At 70.0% G+C, this 18790-nt stretch carries 20 protein-coding genes; 19 read left to right on the forward strand and 1 reads right to left on the reverse strand.

All coding sequences use genetic code 11. The features are described 5' to 3' along the window. Positions 1–139 precede the first annotated feature (139 nt). The 19 genes from ACFYVL_RS08795 to ACFYVL_RS08885 all read left to right on the forward strand — a co-directional run bounded on the left by ACFYVL_RS08795 (position 140) and on the right by ACFYVL_RS08885 (position 17902). Entirely contained in the window at positions 140–736 is a 597-nt protein-coding gene (locus ACFYVL_RS08795) for a hypothetical protein (protein ID WP_389242221.1), read from the forward strand. Continuing rightward, entirely contained in the window at positions 733–903 is a 171-nt protein-coding gene (locus ACFYVL_RS08800) for a hypothetical protein (RefSeq protein ID WP_389242223.1), read from the forward strand. The genes ACFYVL_RS08795 and ACFYVL_RS08800 overlap by 4 nt, the downstream gene beginning before the upstream one ends. Next, a complete protein-coding gene (locus ACFYVL_RS08805; RefSeq protein WP_389242225.1) occupies positions 900–1472 on the forward strand; it encodes a GntR family transcriptional regulator in 573 nt (190 codons plus the stop codon). The genes ACFYVL_RS08800 and ACFYVL_RS08805 overlap by 4 nt, the downstream gene beginning before the upstream one ends. After that, positions 1457–1894, forward strand: a complete 438-nt coding sequence (locus tag ACFYVL_RS08810; RefSeq protein ID WP_389242227.1) for a hypothetical protein — start codon at positions 1457–1459, stop codon at positions 1892–1894. Before ACFYVL_RS08805 ends, ACFYVL_RS08810 begins: the two co-directional genes overlap by 16 nt. A 38-nt stretch (positions 1895–1932) precedes the next feature. Next, positions 1933–2124 carry a DUF5999 family protein gene (locus tag ACFYVL_RS08815; RefSeq protein ID WP_389242229.1) on the forward strand — a complete coding sequence of 64 codons (192 nt, stop codon included), beginning with the start codon at positions 1933–1935 and terminating at the stop codon, positions 2122–2124. After that, the gene (locus tag ACFYVL_RS08820; RefSeq protein ID WP_389242231.1) at positions 2121–2624 is read left to right on the forward strand and encodes a winged helix-turn-helix domain-containing protein; all 504 of its coding nucleotides are present in this window, start codon (positions 2121–2123) and stop codon (positions 2622–2624) included. The genes ACFYVL_RS08815 and ACFYVL_RS08820 overlap by 4 nt, the downstream gene beginning before the upstream one ends. 154 nt (positions 2625–2778) lie before the next feature. Continuing rightward, positions 2779–3360 (forward strand): hypothetical protein, encoded by a 582-nt coding sequence (locus tag ACFYVL_RS08825; protein WP_389242233.1) that lies wholly within the window; start codon positions 2779–2781, stop codon positions 3358–3360. Beyond that, the gene (locus ACFYVL_RS08830; protein ID WP_389242235.1) at positions 3357–4250 is read left to right on the forward strand and encodes an aminoglycoside phosphotransferase family protein; all 894 of its coding nucleotides are present in this window, start codon (positions 3357–3359) and stop codon (positions 4248–4250) included. The genes ACFYVL_RS08825 and ACFYVL_RS08830 overlap by 4 nt, the downstream gene beginning before the upstream one ends. Next, complete coding sequence (locus ACFYVL_RS08835; protein WP_389242237.1) at positions 4220–5371, forward strand: DUF6082 family protein; 1152 nt, start codon at positions 4220–4222, stop codon at positions 5369–5371. Before ACFYVL_RS08830 ends, ACFYVL_RS08835 begins: the two co-directional genes overlap by 31 nt. After that, positions 5368–5940 carry a DUF6624 domain-containing protein gene (locus ACFYVL_RS08840; protein WP_389242239.1) on the forward strand — a complete coding sequence of 191 codons (573 nt, stop codon included), beginning with the start codon at positions 5368–5370 and terminating at the stop codon, positions 5938–5940. The genes ACFYVL_RS08835 and ACFYVL_RS08840 overlap by 4 nt, the downstream gene beginning before the upstream one ends. Beyond that, entirely contained in the window at positions 5937–6521 is a 585-nt protein-coding gene (locus tag ACFYVL_RS08845; RefSeq protein ID WP_389242241.1) for a response regulator transcription factor, read from the forward strand. The genes ACFYVL_RS08840 and ACFYVL_RS08845 overlap by 4 nt, the downstream gene beginning before the upstream one ends. An 84-nt stretch (positions 6522–6605) precedes the next feature. After that, positions 6606–7034, forward strand: a complete 429-nt coding sequence (locus tag ACFYVL_RS08850; RefSeq protein ID WP_389242243.1) for a hypothetical protein — start codon at positions 6606–6608, stop codon at positions 7032–7034. Next, complete coding sequence (locus tag ACFYVL_RS08855; protein ID WP_389242245.1) at positions 7031–8881, forward strand: NUDIX domain-containing protein; 1851 nt, start codon at positions 7031–7033, stop codon at positions 8879–8881. Before ACFYVL_RS08850 ends, ACFYVL_RS08855 begins: the two co-directional genes overlap by 4 nt. A 151-nt stretch (positions 8882–9032) precedes the next feature. After that, the gene (locus tag ACFYVL_RS08860; RefSeq protein ID WP_389242247.1) at positions 9033–9203 is read left to right on the forward strand and encodes an FxLD family lanthipeptide; all 171 of its coding nucleotides are present in this window, start codon (positions 9033–9035) and stop codon (positions 9201–9203) included. Between the two features lie 72 nt (positions 9204–9275). After that, positions 9276–12341, forward strand: coding sequence for a lantibiotic dehydratase (locus ACFYVL_RS08865; protein ID WP_389242249.1), 3066 nt, complete (start codon positions 9276–9278; stop codon positions 12339–12341). Then, positions 12338–13600 (forward strand): lanthionine synthetase C family protein, encoded by a 1263-nt coding sequence (locus ACFYVL_RS08870; RefSeq protein WP_389242251.1) that lies wholly within the window; start codon positions 12338–12340, stop codon positions 13598–13600. The genes ACFYVL_RS08865 and ACFYVL_RS08870 overlap by 4 nt, the downstream gene beginning before the upstream one ends. 26 nt (positions 13601–13626) lie before the next feature. After that, positions 13627–15711 carry a methyltransferase, FxLD system gene (fxlM, locus tag ACFYVL_RS08875; protein ID WP_389242253.1) on the forward strand — a complete coding sequence of 695 codons (2085 nt, stop codon included), beginning with the start codon at positions 13627–13629 and terminating at the stop codon, positions 15709–15711. Between the two features lie 84 nt (positions 15712–15795). Next, the gene (locus tag ACFYVL_RS08880) at positions 15796–16896 is read left to right on the forward strand and encodes a hypothetical protein (RefSeq protein WP_389242255.1); all 1101 of its coding nucleotides are present in this window, start codon (positions 15796–15798) and stop codon (positions 16894–16896) included. A 316-nt stretch (positions 16897–17212) separates the two neighbouring features. After that, a complete protein-coding gene (locus ACFYVL_RS08885; protein ID WP_389242257.1) occupies positions 17213–17902 on the forward strand; it encodes a hypothetical protein in 690 nt (229 codons plus the stop codon). A 145-nt stretch (positions 17903–18047) separates the two neighbouring features. On the opposite strand, the gene ACFYVL_RS08890 is transcribed toward ACFYVL_RS08885, so the two are convergent. After that, positions 18048–18575, reverse strand: coding sequence for a hypothetical protein (locus ACFYVL_RS08890; protein ID WP_389242259.1), 528 nt, complete (start codon positions 18573–18575; stop codon positions 18048–18050). Positions 18576–18790: the final 215 nt, after the last annotated feature.

The following is an 18790-nucleotide window of genomic DNA, read 5'->3' on the forward strand; positions in this document are numbered from 1 at the left end:
GGTTGGGACTGGAGATGCGCCCGACGACTCGTCAGGATCGAAGTACCGGTCACGGAGAGTGCACCGCCGGTACTCCCTGTCTCCCTCGCCCCCTACCGCGCACCGACCGCTCCGCTCGCCACTCCTCCTGGAGGACACGATGAGGACCACCGCCGTCTGGCCCCCCACCACCCATGACCACGCGAGTCTGGTGCACGCCTATGCGACGGTCCTGCGCTGGCCCCTCTCCGTGAACGGCCACGCCGCCACCGAGCACACCGCCCGGGAACTCGCTGATGACAAAGCCGCACTGGTGCACACGGAGTGCACGGCCTTCGACGCCGTCTCGGTGCCGCGTGCGGCCGGCCGGGATGCGCTGCTTCGTCTGGACCGGCGCGACCTGCTTGTGCCCAGCCTCCTCGCGGCGGACCAGGTGGTGATGTTGGTGGCGCCCGGCACGGGTGTGCCACTCGGCGACTTGCCTGGGGTGGAAGTCGCGTCCGGCGCCGGGGCCTGCGTGCTGCTGCCTCCGACGGCCGGGGTCCGCTGGGACAACGTGCCGTGGTCGGACACCGATCCTGCTCCGCTCGGGCTGACGGACGGCCAGCGGGTGTGCGCGTCGCTGACCGAGGGGCTACGGATATACGGCCCGTCCGCCAGGCCCAACGTCGCCCCCGCGTCCAACCGCATGATCGTGGCGGGGAGATCTGGTGCCGTTCTCGCCCAGGTGCGGGCTTCGCAGAGGGCTGGGCGATGACCGAGACGCTCTCCGGCGGCTCGGGCTGGGTCCTGGGGATCGGCATCTTCCTGCTGGTGGCGATGGCGATGCTGCTGATGCACCCGCAGTCCTCCCTCACCTCCGGCGACCCGGAACTCCCCGAGCCCGACACCTCTGCCGACAGCGTGCAGGAGGACTTACCGTGACCGCATTCGATCTGCACGCGATCGTGCTGGGGCTGTACCTGGTCCGCCGGCGCCGGTCACCGACCGGCGGGCAGTGCCGCCAGGACCAGGCGGTCCTGCGCCGGGACATCACGGCACTCATCTCCTGGGCGACCGCGGTGCGGGCCGCATCCGACGACTGGTCCGCCCGCGAGCGCCTGGGGCGCCAGGTGGTAGCAGCCCGCTACGACCTGGTGCGCCCGCTCAGCCGGCGGGCCCGCGCGTCGGTGCTGCTTCTGGCGTCCAGGGCAGAGACTCTGATTGTCGCCACGACAGGCAAGGCGCTGCCTCCCAGCCCTTCCTGTACCGACCTCGTGGAAGCCGACCTGCGCCGGCGCCTCGCCCGGATCGCTCCCGGCGACCGACTGCCGTCGCAGCGGCAGCTCGCCGCTCGGATCGGGGTCTCGCCCAGCACGGTCAGCCTGGCCGCCCAACGGCTGGCGGAGGAAGGGCTGGTCGCCTCGGGACGCGGTCTCCTCACACGCCTGCCGCTGACCGCACCAGCTTGTGTACCCGCACGAAAGGTGCGGCCCCGATGGGGCTACCTATGAGTGCGGGGGTGCGGGTGTGGGCGGTGTGCGCCCTGTGGTGCCCGCGACAGCTCGTCGAGGTGCAGTACGTCGGCGTGGTGAAGGACCACGGCTGGATGGCATCGCTGTACGTCTGCGCACCGTGCCTGGAGCGCGTGCACCGCACCGCCGCGCACGTCGAAACCTACGGTCAGCAGGGACGGTGCTGGCTGTGGTGCGGCGGACACCCCGTGCCCGGTAGCCCCGCCGTCTCGGTGGGCCGGGTGGAGATCGCCGCCGGCCCCCGCGACCCACCGCACGCCTCGGCCGACCTGTACGCCTGCACCGGCTGCATCCGGCTCATCAGCCTCGAACTCCAACGCCTAGCCCACCTGCGCGACGGCTGCCCTCCGGCCTCCGGCGCGCAGGAGTACTCCCCCGGAGGCCACCTGGCCCCCGTCTGACCCTGCCCGTTCCTTCGACTTCTCCCAGGACGTGTCCCATGTGCCAGCATCAGCCTCTCTGCCCGTCCGCCGAGTCCTCCGACCGGGAGGCCGCCTTCCAGATGGCCCAGCACCCGGAGCAGGGCTGGAGCCTGCTGTGCAACGGTGTCCTGCTCTTCGAGGACACCGGCGAGCTGCTGCCCAACGGGCAGATCATCGCCCCGCACCGGCCCACGGAGATGGCAGCGTGAGCGCCACGGACTCCCGTACCAAGGTCGGCACGGCGACTGCCACCCTCCGGGCTCGGATCGCGTCCGGCAGGTACAAGCCGGGTACGGCCCTGCCGTTGCTGCGCTCCCTCGCTGCGGACCTCGGCGTTGGCACGCAGTCCCTCAGCGAGGCGCTGAACCGGCTCCGGGCCGAGGGACTGATCGTGCGGGCCCGCGGCGGGAAGCGCCCGTGCGTGGCCATCACACCCGCTGCGCCGAGCCCGGTCGCCCATGTTGCCCAGCTCCTGCGGACCGGGGTGGCTGACGGCACCTACCGTCCCGGCGACCCGATCTCGGTAGCAGATCTCGCCGTCCAGGAGGAGGTCAGCATCCCGGTGGCTCTCCTCGGATGCTCGTGGGCCCGCCACGAGGGCTATCTCACGAGCAGCCCCCTCACGTCCCAACGGGTGCTGTACGTAAGCGCCTCTTCGGCGTACGCCCCCAGGCCAGCACCACGTAAAGCCCGCGGGGCGAACGCATAAACCGCCTTCGCCGCGGAGCGACGCAAGCATGCCTGCCGCCCGTAGCCCCCTCGTCCGGCCGTCCCGCCGTGCGGTGGCCCACACCCGCACCGCGGGACGGCCCTCAACACCCCTACAGCCCCCTGTCGACCATGCACGTGATCAAGGAGTCACCATGACCGCCCAGGCCAGCAGAGCAGACGTGCGGGGCCGTGCCCACGCACCGGCGCTTCTCGATTCCGTCCACCTGGAGCTGCTCTCCTTGCGTGCCGGCGGGCACACCGTGACCAGCGCCGCCGCCCGGCTGCGGTGCACTCCCAACACGCTGTACGTCCATGCCGCCGAGTGCCTCAGGCGCCTGCGGGTGCCCAACCTGGAGGCGGCCATCCACGTATGCTTCCTCGCCGAACTCCTGCCCCGTCCCGACTTGGCCGAGTTCAGCCTCGACCTCGGCCGGGAGGATCTGGAGCTGTGGCGGCAGCTGGCCGGCGGCGCCACCAACGAGCGTCTCAGCCGCGTCCTCGACCGCAGCGTCAGCACCATCACGCTCCGGATCAAAGAGCTGCGCCAGGCCACCCTGAGCGCCACCCGGCCCCACCTTGTCGCCCGGGGGTGGAGCCACGGCGTCCTCCACGACTCCCTGGTCCGTATGAGCGACGGCCGCACTCTCCTGCTCCCGCCCGCCTGCCCAGCCGGTGACGGCGCTCCGTTCCGCTGGGCCAATACCGGTCCCGTCCCTGCGGGGAGGGCCACATGAACACGATGCCGGTGGAGGTCTGGTCGGCGGTGACCCGTGCGGCCGGGGTGTGCCGGATCGTCGCGGAGCACTCCTGGCCAGACCCGGCCCGCAACCGGCTCTGGGAGCTTGAGCCTGCCACGGTCACGGTGCGACTGATCGTGAAACAGCATGCGACCACGACCGCTTACCAGCGGGAGGTCGCCGCCTACCAGCACGTCACGCGTGCGCTGGGCGAGGACCGGACGCCGGATCTTGTCACCACGTGCGAGGAGTCCCGGACTCTGGTGCTCACCCGTATCCCCGGCAGCCTCGTTTCCGGCCTCAGGCTCGACGCCGACGAACAGCTGGAGGTCTTCCGGCAGGCGGGTGAACTGCTGGCGAAGCTGCATGCCCTCGCCGCCCCTGTTCCCGGGCCCGGGGGCGTGACCTGGCAGGACGAGGTTGCCCAAGTGACACCGCTCCTGACGACTCTGCCGATCGAATCCGCACTCATGCTGGACAAGCTGCTCGCCGAGGGGCCACCACCACTGCCACCGATCACCACGCACGGTGACTGGCTTCCCCACAACTGGCTCTGGGACGACGACAGCTCGCGTCTGCGGATCATCGATTTCGAAGAGACCGGTACGGCGCCGCGGCGCCGAACCGACTTCGCCCGGCTCGGGTACCGGATCCTGCGCGGCCACCCTGACCTCGACGATTCCTTCCGTCACGGCTACGGCCGCGGCTTCTCCCGGGCCGAGCACCAGTCAATGCGCCGTTCGGCGGCCCTGGACGCACTGCACACCCTGCGCCAAGGCCGCACCCACCACGACAATGCCGCCGTCGCCGAGGCCCACACCATGATCGACCACCTCCATGCCGACCAGTACGAGTCGTGGCACACGACCACCCGGAGCAGGGCATGATCCGGCACATCCGAGGCCGTCTGCTGGCCCTCGCCCTGGGCGCCGCCACCGTGCACACTCTGCGCCTCCACACACGCCAGCAGCGTGCGCACGCGGTACTCGCCTTCGCGGCGCACCGCCAGCAACTGCTCGCCGCCCAGATCGAGCGCCCCGAACTGCGCGTCGGCTGGACTCCGCTGCAGGGGGTGGCCCCCGACCGGCAGGCACAGCTGCTACACCACCAGGCGCAGGTGGAGCTGTGGACGGCGGGCTACCAGGCCCAACTGCTGTCGCTGGGCGAGATCAGAGCCGCCGCGCAACTGCTGTTCGCCACCGCGTCGGGTTCCGACTTCTGGCAGTGGGCCTGCACCTGGAACACCGGACTGCCCTACGGATACCGGGACCTGCGTGTCCACGAGGCACTCGACGACGTGTACGGCGCCCTGGCGCAGGAACACCGCGACACCGCCCAGCACTCCCCCGCCCCCGCCTCCGCCTCCGCCTCCGCCTCCGCAGAAGGAAACACGGACATGACCGACCTCCGCCTCACGTCGCCCGAGGCCCGGCAGGAACGCGCCGGCATCACCGCTGCGCTGCGCCGGGAGCTGGACGCCGCCGGCCTGAAGTCCCTCCTCGACCTCGGCGTGCCGACCGGCGACCCGGCGGAGCCGATTGCCCTCAACAGCCTCAGCCTGACGGAAGCGACCAACCTCACGCACCTCGTGCACCAGGCACTGCGTCCCGCATACGACGTGGCGGCAGAACTCGATCGGGTCGCCGAACTCCACAAGCTGGCGAGGTTCCCGACCGCGCAAGTCATCGACGGGGAGATTCACACCGGCTCGATGCCGGTGGTCACCGCCGATCGGCTGGCCACTCTCCTGGGCGCACCGCCCCTCCCCGACGGCGTCGTGCCCGAAGACCTCGGGGAGCACTTCGAAGCCGAGCCTCTCCTCGACCGGCTCACCGCAGCGTTTCGCACCGTGACCCGCGGGCGCGACGCCCCGGTCCTGGAGTTCGAGCCCTACTGCCCCCGCGGCTGCGGAGATGCCCGCGTCGTCCTTGGGGCGCTCTCCGTGCCCACCGCACGCGACGTGGTGACCGCGCTGAACTGCGGCGCCCCCGAGGAGGGCACCGCATGACCGGCCGACCACTGCGCCCCGACCTCGCACGCAGCCTTGTCGAACGCGCCGAGAGCGACGAAGGGTTCCGCAAGCGCTGGCTCCTGGGGCAGCTCTCCGACCAGGAGCAGGCCCACGGCATGCTGCAGCACCAGGCCGACGCTCAGGTCCTCGACCGCATCCTGGCCGAGCACGGATGGCCGACCCGCCCCCTGGTCGGCGCCGACGGCGCAACAGCCGCCTGGCGCCTCGCCCTGCACGCCGACCGCACACCACACCTGCAATACCGGGCACTCCAAGCCCTCGGCACCGCCGCCTCCCTCGACGCGGAACTCCTCTCGCACTGGGCCCACCTCTACGACCGGTACCGCGTCGTCACCGGCCAGCAGCAGGTATACGGCACACAGCACCGCCTGGAGCAGGGCCAACTGACCCGCCTGCCGGTGGGATCACCGGAGTTGCTGGACTCCCGCCGCGCCAGCGTCGGCCTGCCGCCCGCCGACACCGCCCAGCGGGCACTGCACCAACGCCTCGCGCAGCTGGCTGTACCTGTCTCCGGCACCGTACTGGCGGGGAGCGCAGCGGCATGACGTCGCCCAAGGAAGTGGGCCACCGCCCTGCCGAGGACTGCCTCGTCTGCGCACCGTGCCAGTCGCTGCCCCTCCCGGCGGCCGATGCCCCTCTCACCGCACAGCTGCCCCACCCGCGTCCTGATCTGTCACCGCGCGAGTACGACGTCCTGGACCTGGTCGCGCGGGGCTACTCCAACACGTTGATCCTCAACCACTTGCCGATCTCCATCGCAACGCTCAACGCCTATCTGGGCCGCCTGCGCGCAAAGTTCAACATCACCTCCCGCCCAGCGCTGGTCCACGCCGCCTATCAGCTGGCCTTCGCACCGATCCCGGACCAACCCGACGGGGCGCCCCCCGTTCTGAACAACGGGCAAGCCCAGCTCATGCATTTGCAGGCCGCCGGACTGAGCCTGGCCGCGACAGCGGACCGCACGGGGCTCCCCTACTCAACAGTCAATATGCGGGCCCATGCCAGCCGCCGAATCCTCGCCGCCGACAACCAGGCGCACGCGGTGAGCCTGCTCTACGAATGGCGCCTGCTGACCACCCCTCCGCTCCCGGGCTGCGTACTCCTCCCGACGGCCACCACTCCCTAATCCCCACACGACTTGCCTCCTGCTCGCATGGCGCCCCTGCCGCGTACCGCAGTCACACCCTCCTCCCCCAACCCGAAGGCACTCATGCCGATCCCCGTCCCGCACACGACGCCCAAGCACCGACAACCGCATGCCGGATACTGGCCGACCCTGCTCGTCGCCGTGACCGGGCTCGCCCTCACCGCCGGATGCCAGCCGGCCACCACGGCACAACCCCCGGCCGCATCCACCGCCCCGCCGGCAACCTCCGACCTGCCGCCGCTGGAAATCGTGCGGAGGCAGTACCCCTGCCTGGCTGGCACCCCCTGGGACATCGGCCGTGTGGGTGGGACGAGCGGGTACCTGCTGGTCACCCTGGAGCCCCGGGGCAGGAGTCCGATCGTCCTGTGGCGGCCCACCACCGCAGAGCCCTATTCGCCCACCGACCACGTCAGTACCGGCACACTTGACGACCTCGGCTGCACGGACGGCCACAGCCCGCGCCCCACCGGCACAGGGAGGGCAGGCCGATGACCTCGCACGCCTTCGACCAACCGACGCTCGACGCGTGGACGTCCACCGCACTCACGGCAGTGGGAGACCTCCCCCCGACCGTCGACCAGCTCGTGCGCCTGCTGAGCCGGCTGACCACCCTGCACCCCGGGACGTGGGAAATGGAGCAGGTGGGGCGCTCGCGGAACGGCGAGCCGCTGCACCTGACGACCATCCACGGAGGCCCGATCCACGCGCTCATCATCGCCGGGCCCCACCCGAACGAGCCCATCGGGGCCGGTACCGTCGCCGCCCTCGCCCACCTCCTGCACCAGCGCCCGGACGCCGTCCCGCAGGTGACCTGGCACCTTATGCCCTGCCTCGACCCCGACGGCGCCCGGCTCAACACCTGGACCGGCAGCACTCCCAGCCTCGGCTCGTATCACCGCGGCTTCTACCGCCCCGCGAACGCCGACCAGCCCGAGTGGATGCTGCCCCGCACCGGGGGCAGCACCCCCCTTCCCGAGTCCGCCGCGCTCGCACAGGTCATCGACACCGTGCGCCCCAACCTGCTCGCGTCATTGCACGGCTCCGAATCGGGCGGCGCGTTCCTCCTCGCCGCCCAGGACGACCCGCTCCTCGTCCCCGTGCTCGCTCGGGCAGCAAGCCACCACGACATCCCCATCGAGGACCACCCGTCCGACGCCCTGGCCTATGCCTCCCCCGGCCACGGAACATTCGTCATCCCCGCCCCCGAGCCGCCCGGCACGAGCAGCATCCACTACGCCGACAGCCTCGGGGCCCACTACGCACTGGTCTCTGAGGTGCCCATGTGGGGCAGCCGCCCGCACGCCCTGCCCGCCGACCAGGCCGCCAGCCGCCTGGAGGAGGCCGCCACCACGCTCACCCGCCTCGTAAAAGCAGCGAGCCTGCCTGCCGACGCGAACTTCAGCGCGGCTCTGGCCGACTCGGTGCGCGGGATGCGTGTCACCGCTCAGTCCTATCGTGCGCACCCCGAGAGCGGCAGCGGACAGGACCTGGCCTACCTGCTCCCCCTGCGCGCCGGCGGGATGCTCCTGCGCACGCTCGCGTCTCTGCCCGCCTCCCGCACGGGCCCCTTGGATGCGGTGCGTGCCCTGACCGAAGCCACGTTCAGCAAGTGGCTCGGCGCCGCTGAGGATGTGCTGCAACCGGAGTTGCTGCCGCTCCGGCGCACCGCCGGTCTCCAGCTCGACGTGATCCTCGGCACCCTCGCCCTGCTCGTGCGGCAAGGAGCCCAGCGCGTCCCGGCTGCCGACACCAACACCGCACGGCACCGGGCGGAACAGCGCGCCCCCGCCGCCCGCGCCGCTCCGGGCCATCACCAGAAGGAGATCACCGAAACTTCGGGAGCCGACGGCCACCGCCCGGGGCATCGCATCGGTTGCTTCGTCCTCATCCGCAATCCCGGCGGCGAAGTGCTGCTTGTCAACCCTGCCGATGAGGACGGGCACCGGCTCGTCGGTGGCGGCGCCCAGCCTGGCGAGGAGCCGCAGCAGGCCGCATACCGCCAGGTCGTGGCGGAGACCGGCCTCAGCCATCTCACGATCGGCGACCTGCTCCTCGTCGACTACGTCCCCGCAGACCCGCGCACAGGCACCGGCACCGGCGAGGGCGAGGGGTACGACCTGATCTTCACAGGCGGCGTGATCGCCGATGACGCCGCCATCGTGCTGCCCGCCGGCCTCCCCGGACACGAACCCCACCTCACCCGATGGGTCTTCTGCGCACCGGACCATCTGCCCACCTACTGCGTCCCCGACCAGGCCCGCCGGATCGCCCAAGCGCTTGACGCGCTCACCCACCCCGCCCAGCGCGGCCTACGCATCCAAGGCACCCCAGCCCGCTGACTGCGCTCAACACCAACTCCGCGCAGCAGGCCAGAGAACCGCCGACAAGAGCAGGCACGGTACTCCAGCATCCGACTGCAAGGCTGCGAATTGCAGCCGGGTGCGGGAGCCCCGAGCCCCCACCACATTCCCCAGAAGACAGGAGATCGACATGAACGGTCGTTCCGAACCGCGAACCACGCAGCACCAGCCTGCCGCCAGCCTGGTCAGCTTCGAGCTCGACGTGACGTTGCTGGAGGTGGGAGACATCGCCAGTCTGACGAACCTCACCGACGACAACTGCGGCACGACCTGCGGCGCCTGCACCACCAACGTGGCCTGAGCAAAGGCCACATGTCATTTCGGCCGGTGCCCCCCCTGGGGGCACCGGCTCCCGACCGGCCTGGAGGTTGTGATGGCCCCGAGCACCCCTTACCACGCCTGTGCGACCGCGCTCCTCCGTGCGGTCTCCCGGCCGACGCGTACTCTGCCTCCCTTCCCGGACCTCGCAGACTCGACGGCGCGCGGTCACGAAGACCGATGTGCCTGGCTGCGGAAGACATGGGCGGAGAAGAGCGTGGCCGAGTCACTCGAATACGCCAGCCCTGTACTCGCCACCCAAGTCCGGGCACTGTGCGCAGCCGACGCTCCCACGTCGCGCGACATACGCCGTGCGGTGGCCTCTGTCATCCGGTACCTGGTCCGTGCCGAACACCGGCCGACGCCCTTCGGCCTGTTCGCCGGTGTGACCACGGCGTCTCTCGGTCCGCATACCCGCGTGAACTGGGGCACGGAGCACACCGTCATCTGCCGTGCGGGGGCGGAATGGACGGAGGCTGTGATCAACAGGCTGCAGTCGATTCCCGAAATCCTGGACCGCCTGGTGGTCGTCCTCAGCAACGCCACGGCATCTCGTGATGGCCGCCTCATCGTGCCGTACCAGTCCGACCGTCAGGGCAACGACGAGCGTACGGTCGAAGCCTCCATCGGCATGACCGATCCCGTCCGTGCGGTGATGCACGCGGCGCACACGCCGATTCAGGTCGGGACCCTCCTCGACAAGACCGCAACAGAGTTCCCTCACGCAGGCCCCGAGGCGGTCCGGCGTCTGGCACAGGGCTTGATCCACCACCAGGTGCTGCTGACGAATCTCCGTGCGCCGAGTACGGAGACGGACGCGTTCGCGCACGTGATGCGCCAGCTCGACGACCTGGGATCCGACCTCCCGGCACCGGCCGCAGACCTGGTGTGTGAGCTGGACGCGGTGCGCGCCGGGCTTCGCGCTTGTGGCGACCGCACGAACCGGGACCGCGTCACCGAACGCATGCGTGCTCTCGTCCCCGATCTCCGCCGTCATCCCCTCGCCCTGGACCTCCGGCTCGACGCCGGTGTCGAGCTGCCTGAAACCGTCGCCCGCGACGTCGAACGGGCCGCCGGGGTTCTGACCCGGCTCAGCGCGACGCCCTATGGGACGCAGGCGTGGAAGGCGTACCAGCGGACGTTCTACGAGCGGTACGGCATTGGCACGTTGGTGCCGCTGAAGGATGCCGTCTCCGACAGCGGGACCGGGTTCCCCGACGGTTATCCCGGGACCCCGCCGGATGCCCGTCGGCGCCGTCTCTCCGAGCGGGACGACGTCTTGGTGGGCCTGGCGCAGGCCGCCGCACTCGATGGCTGCGACGAGGTGGTTCTGACGGACGAGCTGATCGCCTCACTGGACATCGGTCCCGAACCTCCCCGGGTGCCGCCGCACCTGGAGGTCGGGGTCAGGATACTGGCCGCCAGCACGGCAGAACTCCGGCGAGGTTGCTACCGGCTGGAAGTAGCGAGCGTCTCCCGGGGCGTCGGGGTCTCCATCGGCCGATTCCTGAGCGTGCTGGACACCCCACAGCGCGAGGCCCTGACCGCTGCGATGGCTGAGCTGCCCACGGCGGACTCCGACACAGTCCCCGCCCAGCTGTCGTTCCCTCCGCTCCTGCCGTCAAGCGCACACATCACACGAACCCCGCAGGTTCTCCCGCTGGTAATTAGCGTGCAGGAACACCGCGCCCCCGGAAGCGACGTGCTGGGGCCCGACGATCTCGCGGTGGCGTGCGACGGCCGGCGGATGTACCTGGCGGCTCCGGGCCGGGGCCACCGGGTCGAGGCCACGGGGATGCACGCGCTGAATCTCAGGAAGCACACGCCGCCGCTGACCCGTTTCCTCACCGAGCTGTCCCGCGCCCAGTGCGCGCAGGTCACCGTGTTCGACTGGGGGGCCGCGAACACGATGCCCTTCCTTCCCCGGCTGCGGTACGGGCGAGTGGTGCTCGCCCCCGCGCGGTGGCGGCTGAAGGCGGACGAGCTGCCCGCAGCCGGCCGGCCCCTGGCCGCGTGGGACGCCACACTCGATCGGTGGCGCGCACGGTGGCGGATGCCGCAGCAGGTCTTCCTCACGGACGGGGACCAGCGTCTTCTCCTCGACCTCGACCGGGCCGGTCACCGCGCGTTGTTACGGCAGCACCTCGTCGGCTCGTCCGTCGCCGTGCTCGTGGAAGCTCCCGCACAAGACGCCTACGGATGGTGTGAGGGGCGAGCACACGAAGTGATCGTTCCTCTCAAAGCGACGCGGCCCACGTCCTGGCCACCGCTGCCCGTCCCCTCGCCCGCTCGGCTCTTCTCCGCGGCGCAGATCCAGAGTCCGGGTACGGCGCCGTTGCTGCTGGCGACGCTGTACGGGGATGTCCGCCGACAGGACGCTCTCCTTGCCCATCTTCCCGCGCTCCTGGCCCAACTCGGCGACCCGCCGTGGTGGTTCGTGCGCTTCCGTGACCCCGCGCATCACCTCCGCGTGCGTATCGCGCTCCCCGGCCCGGACGCCTACGCCCTGACCGCGGGGACGGTGAGCGTGTGGGCTGACAAGCTGCGCGACGCCCGGCTGCTGTCAGACCTGCGGTTTCCGACGTCGTACCGCGAGATGGGCCGGTGGGGCTCCGGGGACGCCTGGAATGCGGCGGAGGACGTGTTCCGCGCGGACTCCCGGGCCGTCGTCGCCCAGCTGGGCGAAGTCCGGCGCCCCCAGCGGCGGACACTGGTCGTCGCCCACACGATCGCCATCGCGACCGGCTTCCTCGGCAGCACCGCGGCGGGCATGCGCTGGCTGATCGACCACATTCCGCGCACTGCACCGGCGGCGGTCCCGCGTGATCAGTTCACCGAGGCCGTCCGGCTGGCCGACCCGACGCAGAGCTGGGCTGGCCTGCGGACGGCGCCCGGCGGGCAGGCCGTCGTGGAGGCGTGGGCCGACCGCACTACGGCGCTCGCCGCCTACCGGCCGCACCTTCCGGGGCCGGACACCCAGGGAATCGCCCTCGACGACGTCCTCTCGTCCTTGCTCCATGTGCACTTCGTACGGCACGTGGGTGTGGACTTCGACGAGGAGGCCCTGTGCCTCTACCTGGTCCGCGCCGCCGCGCTGGCCTGGACCAGGAGGACACCATGATCGCCCCCCTCGCCGTGAGCGATGCCATCGCCGACCTCCTGGCCACCCCCGACGCGGCTGCTGTACCCCGGCATACGACGGCGGAGCACCGGCAACAGCTTGCGTACGGGCCGCTGGGCATCGCGCTGCTACACATCGAGCGGGCCGCGTCCGGACGCGGCCCCTGGCAGCGGGTGCACGACTGGATGGCCGCTGCGACGGCCCAGCCGCTCACCACCGGGCCGGACAGCCACCCCTTCTACGGTGCTCCCGCCCTCGCACACGCGGTCGCATGCGCGGCCGAGCACCTGCCGGGCCCCTACCAACGCGCCCTCGACAAGCTCGACACCCAGATGACCGCCGATGTCACGCGCCGTATCGACGCCGCACACCGCCGTCTCGATGCCCAGCTCCTACCGACGCTTGCCGAGTTCGACTGCATTCGTGGGCTCGCCGGACACGGCTCTCATCTCCTGCGCCGCGATCCTGGCAGCCCCGCCATGCGGGCCGTCCTCGAATACTGCGTACGCCTCACCGAACCACTCACCGACCAGCGGGAGAACCTGCCGGGCTGGTGGACGGCAGGCTCTCCCTCCGGCCGCCCGCACCCCGACTTCCCTCTCGGGCACGGCAACCTGGGCGTGGCGCACGGCATCGGCGGCGTGCTCGCCGTCCTCGCACTGGCCGCCCGCAAGGGCGCCCTCGTCGCCGGCCACCACGATGCGCTGCGCACCATTCTGGCGTGGCTGGACCACTGGCAGGACCCATCCGGTCAGGGCACGGTGTGGCCGTACTGGGTCACCCGCGCCGAACTGCGCACCGACCGGCTCGCGCCATCCTCTCCACGGCGGCCTTCGTGGTGCTACGGCACCGCCGGACTCGCCCGCGCCCAGCAGCTCGCCGCACTCGTCCTGGGCGACACCAGCCGACAGTCCACGGCGGAAGAGACACTCGCCTGCGCGCTCCACGATCCCGCACAGATCGAGGCCACCACGGACCACGGCCTTTGCCATGGCTTCGCCGGACTAGCCCACGTGGCCGCCCGGACCGCGCACGATGCCCACCCCCAGACTGCCGAGCGCCTGCGCACGGTGCTCCCCGTCCTCCTGACCGGCGTGTGCCGCCCGGACGCCGTCCCGGCGGAAGCCGCCCGCGCTCTCCTCCAGGACGAGGAAGCCGGCCCTGGATTCCTCAACGGGGCGTCCGGTGCGGCCCTGGGGCTCATGTCCGCTGCCACAGCACCGCACTCGGCGTGGGACGCCTGTCTGCTGACCTCCTGAACACCCCCGACCAAAGGACATTCACCGTGCCCACCGACCGCTGGCACCAGCACAACATCACCTTCGCCGACCGCGAGACCGGACACCGCCTGCTCTCCGGCCGGCTCGGGACCGCACTGCGCGAGGCCGAGGCCGCCGGCGAGATCAGCACCTGGTGGTTCATGAACAAATCTCCCTGGCCACTGCGCTACCAGGCTGGCCAGCCGTCTGCGCGCATCGAGTCCGAACTCGCCGCCCTGGTCCGCGACAGTTCCGTCTCGTCCTGGACGACGACCATCTACGAACCGGAGACCACCGCCTTCGGCGGCGCCCAGGCGATCGTCACCGCGCACGACCTGTTCCACGCGGACAGCCGCCACCTGAGCACGTACACGCCAGGCCCCGGGCGGCTGGGCCGTGCGGAAACCACGGTCCTGTTCCTGAGCGCCATGATGCGCGCTGCGGGCCTCGACTGGTTCGAGCAGGGCGACACCTGGGCGAAGGCCGCCGCTCTGCGCCCCGCCAAGGCCGTCGCCCTCCCCCCGGAGAAGGCCGCCGCGATGACCCCGGCCATGCACAGGCTGATGACGGTCGACGCGCACAGCCTCTGCCGCCCGAGCGGCCCGCTCGACGGGCACACCGCCTGGGTGGCTGCCTTCGAGCACGCCGGATCCACGCTGGCCCGCCTGGCTTCAACCGGGCTGCTAGAGCGCGGGCTTCGTGCCGTCCTGGCCCACCACACCATCTTTCACGCCAACCGCGCCGCCCTCCAGCGCGACGACCAGCACACCCTTTTCAACATCGCACGAGAGGCAGTCATGGGATCGAAGGACAACACCGCGTCGCCCGCGAACTCCGCGGCCCGCACCACTAGCGTCGGCGCGGTGAACACCACCACGCTCGCCGCCCAAGAGGCCGGCCCCGACCAGCTCCGCAACGAACTGGTCGACAAGATCCGCAAGGACGGATACGCACAGAACCCCGCAGTCGAGGACGCGCTCCGCAGTGTGGAACGCCACCGCTTCGTGCCCGACACCCCCTTGGAGAGGGCGTACGCCAACGCACCGGTCAACATCAAATACGACACCGACGGCACGTCGATCTCCTGCGCCTCCCAGCCCGGCGTCGTCGCCCTCATGCTGGACCAGCTCGACGTCCAGCCCGGTGAACGCATCCTCGAACTCGGCGCAGGATCCGGCTACAACGCAGCCCTCCTCGCGCACCTCGTCGGCGACGCCGGCCACGTCACCACCATCGACGTCGACGAGGACCTCGTGGCAGGCGCCCGTATGCACCTCGCCTCCGCGGGCTACACCAACGTTGAGGCCCTGACCCGCGACGGAGCCCTCGGGCACGCCGAAGGCGCACCGTACGACCGGATCATTGCCACGGTCGGAGCCCACGGAGTCCCGCACGCCTGGATCGAACAACTCGCCCCCGATGGACGCCTTCTGGTCCCACAGCGGCTGAAGGGCAGCGTGGCCCGCTCCATCGCCTACGAACAGCGCGGGGGCCGGTGGACGAGCGTCAGCAGCAAAATGAACAGCTTCATGCCGCTGCGGCGCGGCATCGCGGATGACGACCGCCGCGTCATTCCCCTCAGCTCCGACGGCACCGTACGTCTTCAGGCCCCCGCTTCGCAGACCATCGACGCTGCTGCACTCGCAAGCGTCCTGGACCAGCCTCGGACCGAGGAATGGACCGGTATGACGGTCAGGGCCATGGAGTCCCCGGAGTGGATGGAACTGTTCGTCTCCTGCTCCCTGCCCTCCGGCCTGGTCCGCATGCTGTTCCCGCCGGCCGCCAAGGGGACCCAACTCACCGAGGACCCCTATCCCTCCTCCACCGCGGCCGTCGACAAGGGCGCCGTCACCTACCTCGCCCGCCGCCTGCTGAAGGAGACGACTCCCGAAGGCGGCAGGCTCTGGGAGTTCGGTGTCATCGGCCACGGACCCGGCAGCGAAGAACTGGCGGGAAAGGTGGGCGCCCTCATCCGTACTTGGGACCGCGACTTCCGCGGCCGTGAAGCCACGTTCGAGATCCAGCGGAGCGACGCGCCCGCAGTCGGACAGCGGCCGGGGCTATTCGCCCTCGACACCCCGCTGAACCGCATCGTCGTGAACTGGCAGTGATCTTCGTGGTGTCCGCCGGAATCACCCCGGCGGACACCGCACCACCCCGAACTCTCCGTTCGTCACCCAACGCCGGGGGACCTCATGGACCCGCACGGACCCATAGCCCAGCGCTTCCCGCTCGTCGCGCGCTTCCGTCCCGCCTGCCTGCCGCTGCCCGAGCGGGTACAGAGCCTGATCACCCTCGCAGAGACTGCGGCGCACCAGGCCGATCAAGGGCTTGCCTCAGCCGTCTTCAACCAATCCGCGCTCATCGCCTCCGACGTCGATCTCCCCGATCTCGCCCGCGAGATGTGCCGCCAGCACGCCGATGCCTACCTCCATCGCTGCCCGCTGCCCGCGATGAGCGCGATCCGCGGGCTGGAGCCCCTCGTCAACCTTGCCCGGCTCCAGATCCGCGCTGGCCACGGAGACGACGGCCGCTCCCACCTCCTGGCGCTGTTCGACGCAGTCAGCAGCGGGAGGTCCGTACGCCTGGACAACATCACAGTCCCTGCCGATCTCACCAGGACTGCAGAAGACCGCCAGGAAGTACGGGCGTGGTTGTGGCGCGTTCTCCTCGCCGACGGCACCCGCACCCTGACCACCGAGGGACGCTGGATCGAAGCTCTCGCGCACATCGAGGAACACCACGGCATCGGCAACCGCATGCTCGACGGCCGCCAGGTCGCCGTCATCGCCGCCCTCGTATCGAACGACTCAGACCGCGCAGCGGACCTTCTGAAGAGCACCGCGCCAGGTGACCCGTGGGAACAGACTGTCACCGACTGCCTCACCGCCCTCTGCCAGCGCACGGTAGGCAAGCCCACCAGCCCTGCCCTAGAGGCCCTCACGGGCATGTATGCAAACCTTCAATGCGATCGCGGCATGACCGTCTTCGGCACACGGCTTGGACTCGCGATCCTCGACCTCACCGGACCGGCCGATGGCCACCTCGCACACCGAATCGTCGACAAGCTGCACCAACGAACCATCGCCCTCCGCGACGGATACGCAGCACGCGAGAGCCTCACTCACCCCTTGTTTTCACGCCTTGCGACTGAACGCCAGGAACAACACTGCCGCGACCTCATCACCGCATGCGCACTCGGCGTGGGAAGCCTGCCTACCGAACTGCATGACGGACTGACCGTAGCCCTCCGCACGAGCGAATACACGATCCGCAAAAGCCTGATCTGGTCATAGAGGAAGGCACCCGCACTCTCACCTGCCCTCGCCCACCAACGCACCGAAGTCATCCAGGACCTCACCGACGCAGCTCAGGCCGCCGACTGGCGAGGCCCCGCCTCCAACACAGGCGACCGACAACCCGAAAACCTCAACCTCCGCTCTGGACCCACCCGCCCCGCCCCTGCAGGGGCTGCCCCCCAGAAGCTGCACCCGTCCGGCAAAGCACCGGCACCTTCTACAGGCATGCCGCGCCCAACCTGAAGCGAACCCGTGCCGCTCAACGGACCCCCGAAGCTGCCCTGTCATGATCACAAGTGGATAGGCTGAGCCGATGCCACGTCTACGCATCGCCTTTGCCGCTGCCCTCGTTGGGCTGGCCTCGCTCACCGCCTGTTCCTCCAGGGGCGACATCTCCACCTCCGCTCCTGGCGCGCAGGGAGGCGACAAACCTGCCGACGCCGCCCCTGCCGCCACAAGCCCAATCACCAAGAGCCTCCCTCAGGCGGACCTCACAAAGGCGCTACTGGGCGACGGCGAGACGCTGCCCGGCTGGTCGCTCCACGACGACAAGTCGGTGATGGAAGGCATGTACTGCAACAGAGCAGAGGGTGATGCCGTCCCGGAGGGGTGGGTGCGGGGCGGCGATGCCTCGTATGAGTACAACGGGTCCACGAAGCACATGGCCGACGCGGACATCTGTCTGTTCGACACGGCCGAGAACGCACACCGCGCATACCTGGAGTGGAAGGGCACGGAGAAGACAAAGGAGCGGCCCCTGAAGCCGCCTGTGGGTGACGAAGGCACACTCGTCCTCAACCCCGGACGCAGCGAGGACTACGTGCACGCGTTCAGCCACTCGGGCCGGGTCAACATCCGCATCAAACTTGACGGCGTCACCGGTCCCGACCCCGAGGGAGCACGGGCCATGCTCGCTGCGACATTGAAGCGTCTGCAGCAACTACAGGACGGAAACCCCGCCACAGCCACGGCGGTAGACGAGCAAGCCCAGACTCCAAAGTAGCCGACGGCACCCCGGCGGCGCGGCCCGTGCCGCGATACTCACGGAACGCCGTAGGCGAATCACCCGGAATCTCTTGCCGATAGTCTTCGTCAACCACGAGAGGCACACTGAGCAAGTAAGTAGCGCTTCCCCAGTGGTCGGCCCTCTACTTGATCAGGGAGTTCGCCACGACGACGGCCACGCCCAAGAGGGCGTCGACCGCGCCGACGAGAACGGCTCCGGGCCAGGTGCGTCCGCAGGTTCGCCCTGCGGCCAAGCCCCAGGCGAACAACAGGAAGATGTTCATGCTCAGGATGACGACTTCCAGGTTCTCCGATGCCCACAGGCCGATATCGGCACCCAGCAGCAGGGCGACCGAGGGTGCGGTTGCCAGCATGAGGGGCCACTCGCTGACAATGCGCCCAGCCAGTTCACGGGGAGAGTGGCGTCTTTCCAGCCCGTGGGAGATGAAATGGGCGTATCCGTGGGCGAGGGCGGCGGCAAACGCGGTGACCAGGAGCCACAGGGCGTTGTAGTGGAGGCCACCGGGTGTCTCGTACTTGTGTGGTGTCAGCGCGGCCACCATCGAACTCGCCAGAATCGTCCCGTACACGCCTCCGAACAGGAGGCGCGGATTCATTGCGAATCGGCCGGATCCGCATTTCGGTGCACGGGCGCGACGTCGCTTGACCATGGCATCCCCAGACGTTGACAGATGTAGACCACGTAGCGTCAACGAGTCCGGAATTCACAGCGATTCCCGCCGTTCGTCAAACATTACCTAAGTCCCCAACTGAGGGTATTTCGTCTCTTTCTTTTCCTGGGGCGGGTGAATTGCTTTGCATCCGGAGACCCTGGTGTTACACCGGGCTGTGCAAGCGAATCTGCAGTAACTGGGCAGAGGATTGG

The sequence above is a fragment of the Streptomyces sp. NPDC004111 genome (assembly GCF_042874215.1).
In the GTDB taxonomy this organism is placed as follows: domain Bacteria; phylum Actinomycetota; class Actinomycetes; order Streptomycetales; family Streptomycetaceae; genus Streptomyces.